Annotated in this window: 13 protein-coding genes; 7 read left to right on the forward strand and 6 right to left on the reverse strand. The window is 72.4% G+C overall.

Annotated features, from left to right (window positions below; genetic code table 11):
• Positions 1-12 precede the first annotated feature (12 nt).
• On the reverse strand, positions 13-738 hold the full coding sequence (locus SAM23877_RS04645; RefSeq protein ID WP_053127190.1) for a class I SAM-dependent methyltransferase: 726 nt from the start codon (positions 736-738) through the stop codon (positions 13-15).
• A 4-nt stretch (positions 739-742) separates the two neighbouring features.
• Positions 743-1,330, reverse strand: a complete 588-nt coding sequence (locus SAM23877_RS04650; RefSeq protein WP_053127191.1) for a PadR family transcriptional regulator — start codon at positions 1,328-1,330, stop codon at positions 743-745.
• An 87-nt stretch (positions 1,331-1,417) separates the two neighbouring features.
• Between SAM23877_RS04650 and SAM23877_RS04655 the strand changes: the two genes are divergently transcribed.
• The 4 genes from SAM23877_RS04655 (at position 1,418) to SAM23877_RS04670 (ending at position 5,874) form a co-directional block, all read left to right on the forward strand.
• Entirely contained in the window at positions 1,418-1,828 is a 411-nt protein-coding gene (locus SAM23877_RS04655; RefSeq protein ID WP_053127192.1) for a nuclear transport factor 2 family protein, read from the forward strand.
• Between the two features lie 351 nt (positions 1,829-2,179).
• Positions 2,180-3,319, forward strand: coding sequence for a transcription termination factor Rho (rho, locus tag SAM23877_RS04660; protein ID WP_053127193.1), 1,140 nt, complete (start codon positions 2,180-2,182; stop codon positions 3,317-3,319).
• Between the two features lie 176 nt (positions 3,320-3,495).
• Complete coding sequence (locus SAM23877_RS04665) at positions 3,496-4,674, forward strand: D-alanyl-D-alanine carboxypeptidase family protein (protein WP_053127194.1); 1,179 nt, start codon at positions 3,496-3,498, stop codon at positions 4,672-4,674.
• A 141-nt stretch (positions 4,675-4,815) separates the two neighbouring features.
• On the forward strand, positions 4,816-5,874 hold the full coding sequence (locus SAM23877_RS04670) for a fatty acid desaturase family protein (protein WP_053127195.1): 1,059 nt from the start codon (positions 4,816-4,818) through the stop codon (positions 5,872-5,874).
• 34 nt (positions 5,875-5,908) lie between these two features.
• Here SAM23877_RS04670 and SAM23877_RS04675 read toward each other — a convergent pair whose 3' ends face one another.
• From SAM23877_RS04675 to SAM23877_RS04685, 3 genes are all read right to left on the reverse strand, one after another.
• Positions 5,909-6,745 (reverse strand): undecaprenyl-diphosphate phosphatase, encoded by an 837-nt coding sequence (locus SAM23877_RS04675; protein ID WP_053127196.1) that lies wholly within the window; start codon positions 6,743-6,745, stop codon positions 5,909-5,911.
• An 87-nt stretch (positions 6,746-6,832) separates the two neighbouring features.
• Positions 6,833-7,207, reverse strand: a complete 375-nt coding sequence (gene crcB / locus SAM23877_RS04680) for a fluoride efflux transporter CrcB (protein ID WP_053127197.1) — start codon at positions 7,205-7,207, stop codon at positions 6,833-6,835.
• The gene (locus tag SAM23877_RS04685) at positions 7,204-7,707 is read right to left on the reverse strand and encodes a fluoride efflux transporter FluC (protein ID WP_053127198.1); all 504 of its coding nucleotides are present in this window, start codon (positions 7,705-7,707) and stop codon (positions 7,204-7,206) included. Before SAM23877_RS04685 ends, crcB begins: the two co-directional genes overlap by 4 nt.
• A 258-nt stretch (positions 7,708-7,965) precedes the next feature.
• Between SAM23877_RS04685 and SAM23877_RS04690 the strand changes: the two genes are divergently transcribed.
• Positions 7,966-8,358 (forward strand): MarR family transcriptional regulator, encoded by a 393-nt coding sequence (locus tag SAM23877_RS04690; RefSeq protein WP_053127199.1) that lies wholly within the window; start codon positions 7,966-7,968, stop codon positions 8,356-8,358.
• Positions 8,359-8,371: 13 nt separating this feature from the next.
• Here SAM23877_RS04690 and SAM23877_RS04695 read toward each other — a convergent pair whose 3' ends face one another.
• Positions 8,372-8,773, reverse strand: a complete 402-nt coding sequence (locus SAM23877_RS04695) for an SseB family protein (protein ID WP_053127200.1) — start codon at positions 8,771-8,773, stop codon at positions 8,372-8,374.
• Between the two features lie 211 nt (positions 8,774-8,984).
• Between SAM23877_RS04695 and SAM23877_RS04700 the strand changes: the two genes are divergently transcribed.
• Both SAM23877_RS04700 and SAM23877_RS04705 read left to right on the forward strand, forming a co-directional pair.
• Complete coding sequence (locus SAM23877_RS04700; RefSeq protein ID WP_053127201.1) at positions 8,985-10,439, forward strand: glyceraldehyde-3-phosphate dehydrogenase; 1,455 nt, start codon at positions 8,985-8,987, stop codon at positions 10,437-10,439.
• A gap of 151 nt (positions 10,440-10,590) precedes the next feature.
• On the forward strand, positions 10,591-12,822 hold the full coding sequence (locus SAM23877_RS04705) for a PI-PLC domain-containing protein (protein WP_053127202.1): 2,232 nt from the start codon (positions 10,591-10,593) through the stop codon (positions 12,820-12,822).
• Positions 12,823-12,904: the final 82 nt, after the last annotated feature.

The following is a 12,904-nucleotide window of genomic DNA, read 5'->3' on the forward strand; positions in this document are numbered from 1 at the left end:
TCCCGCCCACCGTCACGAAAGCCGCCGGGCCACCACCAGCCGGGCACGCGGGGCGCCGTCGGGCCGGCGCCCGAACTCGGGCAGGGCGTGCAGCTCCGCCCGGAAACCGGCACGGGCCAGCTCCCGGCCCACGTCGGCGAGCCGGAAGGTCCGGTAGTACATGACGAACGGCGGCCGCCACAGCGCGTTGCGCACCCGCATCGCGGTGTCGAAGCCGAGCAGGGTCCAGTACGCCGACGAGCCGGGTCGGGGCGGCGCGGCGACGGGGAAGGCGAAGCAGCCGCCCGGCCGCAGCACGGAGCGCACCTGGGCGAACAGGCCCGGCAGTTCGCGGGGCAGGAAGTGCCCGAACGCCCCGAAGCTGACCACGAGGTCGAAGGCCGGGCCGAACGGCAGCGCGCGGGCGTCCGCGCGCACCCAGGAGACCGCCGGCCCCGCGGGCACGGCGCGCTTGCGGGCGACGTCCAGCATGCCCGCGCTGAAGTCGACCCCCGTGACGCTCTCGCCGCACAACCGGGCCAGCACGTCCATGCCCGCACCGGTGCCGCAGCACAGGTCGAGGCCGGCACCGAAGGGGCCCGCGGGCGCCAGCGCCGAGGCCACGGCGTCGAGCACCCGGTCCGGCGTCCGGTACGGGGTGTGGTCGAACTTCGGGGCGAGCAGGTCGTAGCCGCGCTCGACCGACGACAGTGCCTGGACGGCGAGTTCGCGCAGGGTGGGGCCTTCGGGGCTGAACATCCGGTCAGCCTAGGGCCTGCCCCGCGGGCCCCGCGGGGGCGCGCCGCTCCCGCAGGACCGCGAGCACGCGCTCGCACCAACGGGCGTTCTCCTGCTCGAAGGTGATGCCGGCGAGCAGCGTGAGGTAGGGGCCGACGCGGTCGGACTCCCGCAGGTGCTGCTCCTCGCTACGGCCGTCCAGCAGCCGCTCACGGACCCGCTCGTAGCGGGCGAGCTTGCCCAGCGCCCAGGCCCTGCGCTCCTCCACCAGGGCGCGGACCTCCGCGGGGTCGACACCGTCCATGGCCTGCATCTTGATCAGGAACTCGTCCCGAATGGCCGTGGGGCGCCGGGTCGGCTCGGCGGCGAAGGCGCTCAGCCGTTCCCGGCCGGCCGCCGTGAGCCGGAAGAGCCGCTTGGTGGGCCGCCGTTCCTGCGGCACCGTCCGGGCCTCGATGAGTCCGTCGCCCGCGAGGCGCTCCAACTCCCGGTAGAGCTGCTGGGGCGTGGCGGGCCAGAAGTTGGCGAGCGAGACGTCGAACACCTTGGACAGCTCGTAGCCAGAGGCCTCACCCTCCAGCAGGGCTGCCAGGACGGCGTACTTGAGAGACATGTCGACACGCTAGCAAGAAGTGAATACCCTACTCGACACCTACTCAAATAGTTTAGTACTCACGGTACTGACACCCAGGGAGCCGCGATGCAGGCATTCCGCACGGCGGTCGAGACGCACGACCTCGACGCCCTCGAAACACTGCTGGCCGAGGACGTGGTCTTCACCAGCCCCGTCGTCTTCAAGCCCTACCGGGGCAAGGCGATCACGGCGGCGATCCTGCGCGGGGCGGCCCGCGTGTTCGAGGACTTCCGCTACCGGCGCGTCATCGGCGCGGCGGACGGCCGCGACCACGCGCTGCTCTTCACGGCCCGCGTGGGGGACCGGGAGATCAGCGGCTGCGACTTCCTGCACCTCGACGAGTCCGGCCGCATCGACGAGCTCACGGTCATGGTGCGCCCGCTCTCCGGCGCGCAGGCGCTGCAGGCGGCCATGGCCGCGCAGTTCGACCGCATCGCCCAGGAAGCACAGGAGGCCGCTGCCCGTTCGGGCGCCTGAGCACGGCCCGGTTCCTGCGGAAGACACAGGGGCGACGCACCGGCCGCCCCGGTGGGGCGGGAGACGGGACACGTCTCCCGCCCCACCGCTCCGCGCCTCGACGCGTGGTACAGTTCCCTCAGCACTTGTGTACGCCCTACTCGGGCGCCGGTGCCAGTTCCCTTTGTTCGCGACCCGCCCGTCCTGATGTGACCGGCGCGTCCGCTTCTCAGCGCAACCTCGCGAGCGGGGCCCTCCCCCGCCGTGTCCGAGGCGCTCTTCTCGCCGTCCGGAGGCGTGTCGTCCGACCCCTCGCGCGGCTTCTCCCCTTCCGCATGTCCCATGCCCGTGTCCTCGAAAGGACCGAACACCATGACCACCACACTCCAGAACCCCCCTTCCCAGCACGCCCCGGCCGAGATCGCGAGCGGTGTCCTCGACCTCGACGCGAGCGGGAAGGGACATCTGCGGGGCAGGAGCCTCCAGGCCGAGCCGGCCGACCTCACCCTCTCCCCCGCCCTGATCCGCCGGCACGGTCTGCGCAAGGGCGACCTGGTGGAAGGCGTGCGCGGCGACCGGCGCACCCTGTCCGACGTCGTCCGGGTCGGCGGCCGCACACCCGACCGGCAGGCCGGCCGACGGCACTTCCACGACCTGACACCACTGCACCCGCACGAGCGCCTGCGCCTCGAACACCCGGCGGCCGGCCTGACCGGACGGGTCGCCGATCTCCTCGCCCCGGTCGGCAAGGGTCAGCGGGGCCTGATCGTGGCACCGCCGAAGACCGGGAAGACCGTCCTGCTCCAGCAGATCGCCGCCGCGGTCGCCGGCAACCACCCGGGCTCCCGCCTGATGGTGGTGCTGCTCGACGAACGGCCCGAGGAGGTCACCGACATGCGGCGGGCGGTGCGCGGCGAGGTGTACTCCTCGACCTTCGACCGGAGCGCCAAGCAGCACATCGCGCTCGCCGACCTGGTGATCGAGCGGGCCAAACGGCTCGTCGAGGCCGGCGAGGACGTCGTCATCCTCCTCGACTCCCTCACCCGGCTGTGCAGGGCGCACAACAACGCCGCCTCCTCCGGCGGCCGCACCCTCAGCGGTGGTGTCGACGCCGGGGCACTCCTCGGGCCCAAGCGGTTCTTCGGCGCCGCCCGGGCGGCCGAGGAGGGCGGCTCGCTCACCATCCTGGCCACCGTCCTGGTGGAGACCGGGTCGCGGGCCGACGACTTCTTCTTCGAGGAGCTCAAGGGCACCGGCAACATGGAGCTCCGGCTGAGCCGGGAACTCGCCGACCGCCGGGTCTTCCCGGCCGTCGACGTGACCGGCTCCGGCACCCGCCGCGAGGAACTGCTGCTCTCGGCCCCCGAGTCGCACACCGTGCGAGGGCTGCGAAAGGTCCTGGTGAGCCGGGAGGGGCACTCCGGCCTGGAGACACTGCTGGAGCGGATGCGCCGGACGCCGGACAACGCCACGTTCCTGCGCCACGTCCAGCCGACCCTGCCCACCGGCTGACACCGCCCCCGCCGACGAGACACCACCCGGCTGACATCACCCCGCCGACGAGACACCGCCCGGCTGACGCCGCCCACGGGTCACCGCCCGGCTCCCCCTACGGCATCCGGGTGCTTCCGGGGGCTGCTCGGCCCGGTCAGCGTGGCGGTCCGGGGGGCCATTCCTACGTTTGCGGTATGACTATCGGATTCTCATCCCGGGCGGTTCGATCCACCTGTGTGCTCTGTGTGGCGGGGCTGCTGACGCTCATGCCCGCCGCCGCGGCCGCCCGTGCGGGGCGCCCGGACCCCGGCCCGCCCGGCGGGGCACGGCCGGCGGCCCAGCCGTCGCTGCTGTACCGCTCCGGTACGCAGGTCCGGCTCCGGCCCGGGGCACCCGGGGTCCCCGATGTCTCCGCGCTCTCCTGGGTGGTGGCCGACGCCGACTCCGGCGACGTCCTGGCGGCGCACGACGCCCATCGCAGACTGCCGCCGGCCAGCACGCTGAAGACCCTGTTCGCCCTCACGGTGCTGCCGGTCCTGCCGGGCGGCATCCGGCACGAGGTGCGCGGGGACGAACTGAACGGCATCGGTCCGGGCAGCAGTCTGGTCGGGATCGTCGAGGGCCACACGTACCGGGTCTCCGACCTGTGGAACGGCGTCTTCCTCAACTCCGGCAACGACGCCGTGCACGTCCTCGCCTCGCTCACCGGCGGCTGGGACGCCACGGCCGCCCGGATGCAGGCCGAGGCCCGCGCCCTCGGCGCCCGGGACACCCATGTGCGCTCCCCCGACGGCTACGACGCGCCGGGCCAGGTGTCGTCGGCGTACGACCTGGCCGTCTTCGGCCGGGCGGGGTTGCGCAATCCCGACTTCGCGCGGTACTGCGCCAAGGTCGACGCCATGTTCCCCGGCCGGAACGGGGACGCCTACGGGATCCGGAACACCAACCGGCTGCTCACCGGGGAGGACGGCGTGGAGCCGTACCCGGGGCTGATCGGCATCAAGAACGGCTACACCAGCAACGCCGGCAACACGTTGGTCGCCGCCGCCCGCCGTGACGGGCGGACCCTGGTGGTGACCGTGATGAATCCTCAGGAGGGCGGCGGCCACGCCGTGTACGAGGAGGCCCGCTCGCTGCTCGACTGGGGCTTCGAGGCGTCCGGCCGCGTCCTCCCGGTGGGCTCGCTGGCCTCCGGCGGCGCCCGGCCGCGGTCGGGCCCGGAGGCCCTCCCCGCGGCGGTCGCTGCCGCACGGCCGTCACGGCACGACCCGGGCTGGCGGGAGACCGGCGCGATCGTGGGTGTGGCCGGGCTCGGCGCCGGCGCCGTGGCACTGGTTCTGCGACTCAGGCTCGTACGGATCCGGAGCAGTTGACGCCCTGCCTCCGCGACCGTCCGGTGGGCCGGTCCGCCCCTGCCAGGGGCGGACCGGAGGGCGGGGGGTGGTGCTAGCCGCACCCCGCTCCGGGGGCAGCCGTCATTCTGCGGCCGGGCGGCCGTTCACATACTGAGGTGCATGGCGAATTCAACGGTGCTCATCGAGAGCCTCCCCCCGCGGGAACAGGAAAAGGGACGCGCGAAGGGGAGCGACTTCTCCGAACTGTCGAGGCGCATCACCGACGCGGGGCTGCTGCGGCGGCGCCCGCTGTACTACACGCTGCGTTTCGGTGCCGTGGCGCTCGCGCTCGCGGGCGGTGTCGCCGCTCTGGTCGTGCTCGGAGACAGCTGGAGCCAGTTGTTCGTCGCGGTGGCGCTGGCCGTGGTCTTCGGCCAGCTCGGGCTGGCCGCGCACGACCTCGCCCACCGGCAGGTCTTCTCGCGCCGCCGTCCCAGCGAGGCCGGTGGCCTCCTGGTGGCGAACCTGCTGCTCGGGATGAGCTACGGCTGGTGGATGAACAAGCACACCCGCCACCACGCCAACCCCAACCACGAGGAGAAGGACCCGGACGTCTCCCCCGACATCCTGGTCTGGTCCCGGCGCCAGGCGAGCAGGGCCACGGGGCTTCCCCGGTTCGTGGGGAGGCATCAGGCCGCCCTGTTCTTCCCGCTGCTGACGCTGGAAGGACTCAACCTGAGCTTCAGCAGCTTCAAGGCGCTGCGCGGCCCGTCCATGAAACGGCCGGTCCTGGAGGGCACGCTGCTCGTCGCCCATTTCGTTCTCTACTTCGGCGGCCTGTTCACGATCCTGTCCCCCGGCAAGGCACTCGCCTTCATCGCCGTGCACCAGGGACTGTTCGGCATCTACCTGGGCTCGGTCTTCGCGCCCAACCACAAGGGCATGCCGATGATCGAGGAGGGCATGCGGCTCGACTTCCTGCGCCGCCAGGTCCTCACCTCCCGCAACGTGCGGGGCGGCGTGCTCGTCGACGCCTTCATGGGCGGCCTCAACTACCAGATCGAGCACCACCTCTTCCCGAGCATGCCGACGCCCGCCCTGGGCCGGGCCCAGGCGATCACCGAGCGGTACTGCGTCGAGCTGGGCGTCCCCTACCACCAGACGGGGCTGCTCGCCTCGCACCGTGAGGCGCTGCGGCACCTGCGCGCCGTCGGGGAGCCCCTGCGCGCCGGCCGCTGACAGCCACGCCTCGGTGCTGGGGGGCGGGCGACGGTCAGCTGTGCAGTACGCCCGCGCCGAGCAGCGCGAACAGCAGGACGCCGACCACGATCCGGTAGACGACGAAGGCGTTGAAGGTGTGCTTGGCGACGAACTTCAGCAGCCAGGCGATGGAGGCGTAGGCGACCACGAAGGAGACGAGGGTGCCGACCGCCAGGGGGGCGGCGCCGGCCCCGGTGCCCAGGGCGTCCTTCAGCTCGTACACGCCGGCACCGGTCAGGGCCGGGATGCCGAGGAAGAAGGAGAGCCGCGTGGCGGCCAGCCGGTCGAGGTCGAGCAGCAGGGCGGTGGACATGGTGGCACCGGAGCGGGAGAAGCCCGGGAAGAGCAGGGCGAGGATCTGGGAGCCGCCGACCAGCATCGCGTCCTTGAACGAGGTGTCGTCCTCGCCCCGCTTGTGCCGGCCCCTCCGGTCCGCCGCCCACATGACGCCGCTGCCGACGATCAGGGAGCCCGCGACCACCCACAGCGAGGCGAGCGGACCCTTGATCAGCGGTCTGGCGGCCAGGCCGACGAGCACGATCGGGATCGTCGCGCAGATGACCCACCAGGCGAACTTGTAGTCGTGGTGGTAGCGCTCCTCCCGGTCGGTCAGGCCGCGCAGCCACGCGGAGACGATCCGCACGATGTCCTTGCGGAAGTACACGAGCACCGCGGCGATCGCTCCGACCTGGATGACCGCCGAGAAGCCGATGACGGCGTCGTCGTCGACGGGGATGCCCATCAGCCCCTCGACGATCTTGAGGTGGCCGGTGGAGGAGACCGGAAGGAACTCGGTCACCCCTTCGACGGCTCCGAGGACGACGGCCTGACCGATGCTGATGGCGCTCATGGAATCCAGTTCTGCTCGGGGCGGGCGGACTCGCGGACGGCAGTGGCGGAGGGGCCAGTCCTACTACACGCGGGTCGGCGCCGTGCGTCACGCCCAGAGCGCGTCGGCCAGTGTCACCCCCGCGAACGCCGCCCCCACGCCGGCCGCCACACTCACCACCACGTTGACGACCGCCCGCGGACGGGCGCCGGTCTCCGCGAGGCGGAGGGTCTCGTAGGAGAAGGTCGAGTACGTGGTGAGGGCCCCGCACAGCCCGGTGCCGAGCAGCAGTTGCAGGCGGGACCCCGTGGCGCCGGCGAGCGCGGCGCCGGTCAGCAGGCCCAGGACGAGGCTGCCCACGACGTTCACCGCGAGGGTGCCCCAGGGGAAGTCCGTGTCGTACCGGGACCGCACCGCGCGGTCGGTGAGGTAGCGCAGGGGGGCACCGACCATGGCGCCCGCGGCGACCAGCAGCCAGTTCACGAGGGCTCCGCGCCCCTCGGGTCCGTGCCACCGGTTCCGGTGGGCGCCCCTTTCAGGAGGCGGCGCGTCGCCCATGCGGCGGCCCACACCGCCGTGAGCGCCGCGAGCGGGGTCGCCGCCAGGTAGGCCAGGGCGGTGCGGGCCTGGTCGGCGGCGAACAGCTGCCGGCCGTCGACGGCGTAGGTCGAGAAGGTGGTGAAGCCGCCGAGCACCCCCGTCGCGAAGAAGGGCCGGGCCAGGCGGTGGGCGGTCCACACCTCGGTGACGAGCACCATGAACGCGCCGATCACGGCACAGCCGGCGACGTTGACGCAGAAGGTCGTCCAGGGGAAGCCGCCGGTCCGCGTCGGCCACCAGAGGGCGGCGGCGTACCGCGCACAGGCGCCGGCGGCGCCGCCGGCGGCCACGGCCGCGAGGACCGGCACCTGCGCACGCCACCGCGGCCGCACGGGGGCGGCGGTTCGGGCGCCGTCGCGGCCTTCGGGGATCGGGGCTGTCATGGTCGTACGTCTCCTACTCGCCGGGCAGGGGGAGTCCCCGTTCGCAAGTAGGGACCGTCGGCGGCGTCCGTGCCGCGGTTCGGTCACGGCGGGCCCCACCGCCGCGCCGCGCGCACACGGCCGCGGCTGACGGCCAGCCTAGCGCCGGGGCGGTCCGGGGGTCGCGTCCGGGCACGACGGCCCATGCCTGTGTCCGGTCCTTGCGCGCGCACAATTTGCACGGTCAACGAACGACCGTTTCGGTGCTACCGTGCAGGTATGGCAGTCAAGACGGCCGGTGCGCGGCTCGAGGAACGGTGGCGGGACATCCTCTCCGTGCACGCGCGCACGATGTGCGAGATCGACCGCGCCCTGCACCCCCACGGTCTGGGCGCGAGCGACTTCGAGGTGCTCGACATCCTCGCGACCGAGGGGCCCGAGGAAGGCGCCCAGTGCCGGGTGCAGAACCTGGTCGGCCGCGTCCACCTGAGCCAGAGCGCCCTGTCCCGGCTCATCGCCCGGCTGGAGAAGGACGGGCTGGTGGAACGCTCGATGTGTGCGGAGGACCGGCGCGGTGTCTACGTCGCGCTGACCCGCAGCGGGCGCGCGCTGCACAGCGAGGTTCTGCCGCTGCAGCGGGCCGTACTGGCCCGCATGCTCGGCGACGCGTAGTACCGCTACCCCCTCAGGGGCGGGCCAGCAGGGTGCGCACGCCGTCCGACGTGAGCGTGAGCCGGTGCTCCGAGCCGGCGTCGATGGACAGCGACAGGTCGTCGGCCGGCCACTGCGCGGCGAGGGCGCCCAGCGGCACCATGCGGTAGCGGGAGACGTACGGCAACAGGTCGGCCATCTCCAGCTCCGAGGTGAACACGGGCACCACCTGACGGCCGCCCTGCTGTTCCAGCACCGGCAGCGCCAGCATCCCCGGGTCGGCGGCGTCCTGGTCGTTCGCGTCGTCCGGCACCGGGACGAGGACGTCGCTGCCGGCGAGCGTGTCGAGCGCCGCCGTGTCCTCGGTGTTCTCGGCGAGTGTGTCCAGTGCCCGCTGGGCGGGCGAGACGGAGTTGTCGTTCGCGGGTGTTTCCATGACAGATCCCTGGTCGCGGCGGTGGTGGACCCGCCCCGATGATCCGGCACGGGGCGGTTCAGGCTCGCGTACCCGATCGCCCCGGGGGCAATCATCTCCGGCGCCCCGCCCGAGGCGGGGGCGATCATCTGATCGGCAGGGGGCCCACTTGATCGATCAGAAGTGCGGTCGGGTTAGCATATGAGCGCCGCCTAGCTCGAAAGACAAACTTGTGACTGTCAATGACGACTCGTTCACCAGCTGGAAGAACCGCGAGGAGATCGCGGAGTCGATGATCCCGATCATCGGGAAGCTGCACCGGGAGCAGGACGTCACCGTCCTCCTCCACAGCCGCTCCCTGGTGAACAAGTCGGTGGTCAGCATCCTCAAGACCCACCGCTTCGCCCGGCAGATCGCCGGCGCGGAACTGTCGGTCACCGAGACGCTCCCCTTCCTCCAGACGCTCACCACGCTCGACCTCGGCCCGTCCCAGATCGACATCGGCATGCTGGCCGCCGACTACAAGACCGACGGACGCGGTCTGACGGTGGCGGAGTTCACCGCCGAGGCCGTCGCCGGCGCCATCGGCGAGAACAAGATCGAGCGCCGCGACGGACGCGACGTCGTCCTCTACGGCTTCGGCCGCATCGGCCGCCTCGTCGCCCGCCTCCTCATCGAGAAGGCCGGTTCCGGCAACGGCCTGCGTCTGCGCGCCATCGTCGTGCGCGGCGGCGGCGAGCGGGCCGGGGAGGACCTCGTCAAGCGCGCCTCGCTGCTGCGCCGCGACTCCATCCACGGCCAGTTCCAGGGCACCATCACGGTCGACGAGGCGAACGGCTCCATCGTCGCCAACGGCAACACCATCAAGGTGATCTACGCCGACGACCCCTCCGAGGTCGACTACACGGCGTACGGCATCGACAACGCCATCCTGATCGACAACACCGGCAAGTGGCGCGACCGCGAGGGCCTCTCCAAGCACCTGCGCCCCGGCATCGACAAGGTCGTCCTGACCGCGCCCGGCAAGGGCGACGTGCCGAACATCGTGCACGGTGTCAACCACGAGACGGTGAAGCCGGACGAGCGCGTCCTGTCCTGCGCCTCCTGCACCACCAACGCGATCGTCCCGCCACTGAAGGCGATGGACGACGAGTACGGCGTGCTGCGCGGCCACGTGGAGACCGTCCACTCGTTCACGAACGACCAGAACCTCCTGGACAACTACCACAAGGCCGACCGCCGCGGCCGTTCCGCGCCGCTCAACATGGTGATCACCGAGACCGGTGCCGCCTCGGCCGTCGCCAAGGCGCTGCCGGACCTCAAGGCGCCGATCACCGGCTCCTCGATCCGCGTCCCCGTCCCGGACGTGTCGATCGCGATCCTGAGCCTGCGCCTGGGGCGCGAGACCACGCGCGACGAGGTCCTCGAGTACCTGCGCGACGTGTCGCTGCACTCGCCGCTCAAGCGCCAGATCGACTTCACCACGGCCCCCGACGCCGTCTCGATGGACTTCGTGGGCTCGCGCCACGCGTCGATCGTCGACGCCGGGGCGACCAAGGTCGACGGCGACAACGCGATCCTCTACCTCTGGTACGACAACGAGTTCGGCTACTCCTGCCAGGTCGTCCGCGTCGTGCAGCACGTCTCCGGGGTGGAGTACCCGACCTACCCGGCACCGGCGGTCTGATCCGGAGTCCGGCGCGTGCCCGCGGGGGCGGGGGGACACGGTGTCCCCCCGCCCCCGTCGACGTATCGCCCCGCCCGGCCGGGGCATGCGTGGGGTGGCGTTCCCGTGAACGCCGTGTCGCACGACGGCAGGCCGGAACGAGAATGGGGCCATGGACGGACTGGTTCGGCGCTCCCCCTGGGCCGGGGTGCTGATCTGGTGCGTGGCGGTGCTGAGCACGACCGTGCTGGCCGCGGCCGCCGTGGTGCGCAGCACCGTCCTCGATCCGGACTTCTACGGCCAGGTGCTGGAGGACGAACGGGCCTATCAGCGGTTCTACGACGAGGTGCTGGTCGACCCGGTCAGTACGCCGCTGACCAGCGACCTGCTGGACCGGCTGCCGGTTCCGCAGTCGACCATCACCTCGAACCTCAAGGTGGTGATCCCGCCGGAGACGCTGCGGGTCATGACGGACCGGCAGATCGCCGAGGTGATCCACTATCTGGAGGGCGATCGCGACCGGCTGCGGGTCACGGTCGACCTCGAACCCGTCGTCGCGAACGTCGAGCGGCTCAGCCAGGCCTACTTCGGTGATGCGGTCGCCGCCCTCCAGCAGCGTTCCGAACCCGACTTCCAGGCCTTCGTGCAACGCCTGTCCGAACTGGCCGCGCAGGTGGTGGCCGGCGAGGCGCCGCTGGAGGGCCTGCCGTCGCTGCCGCTCTCCCACGGTCAGGCGGTCGCGGCCACGGACGCGCTGATGCGCCTGGTGCCGGACGCCGCGCGGGCCGGCCTCGGTCCCACCGTGCAGACGGCGCTGGACCGGGGGGACGTGGCCTCGGCCCTGGCCGCGGTCGCACCGGTCGCCCTGAACGACCGGGTCCGGACGACCGCGGCGGAGCTGCTGCGGGAGGCGAGGCAGGGCACCTGGATCGTCACCGTCGACATCGACCCCGCGCACGAGGCGCTCGCTCCGGTGGACCGGGCCCGCTCCGTCACGCGCCTCTTCCAGGAGGTGGTGGAACCGGCGGCCGCGGTGCTCTGCGCCGCTGCGCTCACCCTGCTGTGGCTGACCACGCCCTCCCCCGCCAGGCGCCGGCTGATGCCGCTGGGCTGGGTGCCGGCGGCCGCCGCCGCACTGATGGCGCTGACGGTGCTCCTGCTGCGCCTCGCCCTCGACAGCGCGTTGTTCGGTTCTCCGTCGTCATGGCCCCCGTCCGCGTCGGATCTCCTCGGCGACGTCCAGGCCACCGCCGTCGACCGGCTGCTGACCACCGCCACCGTCGTGGCGGTGATCCTGCTCGCCGCCGGAGCCCTGCTGATCACCGTCAGCTGGGTCTGGCAGACCAGGCCCGGCATGCCGGTCCTCACCGATCCGCGGCACGGCCCCACCCTGACCTTCGCGGTCACGGCGTGCGCGCTCGTCGGCACCATGGTGGCCCCGGTGGCGATCACCGGCTCCTCCCCGCGCATCTGCCAGGGCAGTGCCGAACTGTGCGACGCGCGCTACGACGAGATCGCCCAGCTCGCGTCGCACAACGCGATGGCCACGACGGCGGACCGCTTCATCGGCCCCCTCCAGGACCCGGACATCGTCGGCCAGCTGGACGCCGGGGTGCGTGTCCTGCTCCTCGACACCCACCACTGGGAGCGGCCGAAGGAGGTCGCGGACCGTCTGAGCAGTTCGGACTTCCCCCCGGAACTGCGGCGGCGGCTCACCCGGATCCTGGAACGCGTGAACCCTCCCCACCCCGGTCTGTGGCTGTGCCACTCGGTGTGCGGCGCCGGAGCCCTGGATCTGGTGCCCACGCTGCGGCAGATCGGTGACTGGCTGCGCGCCCACCCCACGGAGGTCGTCACCCTGGTCCTGCAGGACGGCGTCGGTCCCGTGCCGAGCCAGGGCGCCTTCGAGCGGGCCGGGCTCTCCGACCTGCTGTACGAGCCGGACGCGGACCCGGACCGCCCGTGGCCGAAGCTCGAGGACATGATCGACGGCGGCCGGCGGCTGGTCGTCTTCGCGGAGAAGGCCGACGGACCCGCGCCGTGGTACCGGAACTTCTACCGGTACGGCATGGAGACGCCGTTCGCCTTCCGCAGCCCGGACGAGATGTCCTGCCTGCCGAACCGGGGCGGCACGGACAAGCGGCTGTTCCTGCTCAACCACTTCGTCACGGCCGGCGGCGGGCGGCGGCTGGACGCCGGGCTCGTCAACTCCCGGCAACGGGTGCTGGAGCGGGCGCACAACTGTGAGCGGCGGCGCGGCAGACCGGTCAACTTCGTGGCGGTGGACTACGCGACGATCGGCGACGCGCTCGGTGCGGTCGAGGAGCTCAATGCCGAGCGGCGCCGGGACGACTCCCGCTTTCCCGTCGGACGGTCCCCGGGGAGGCTGCCGAGCGCGGGCTGAACGCGGCCCCGCGAGAACGGCGTGCCGCCCGGCGACGCGGTGGTGCTCCGCGTCGCCGGGCGGGTGCCTCCGGCGGCCCTGG

This window comes from Streptomyces ambofaciens ATCC 23877, assembly GCF_001267885.1.
Lineage (GTDB): Bacteria > Actinomycetota > Actinomycetes > Streptomycetales > Streptomycetaceae > Streptomyces > Streptomyces ambofaciens.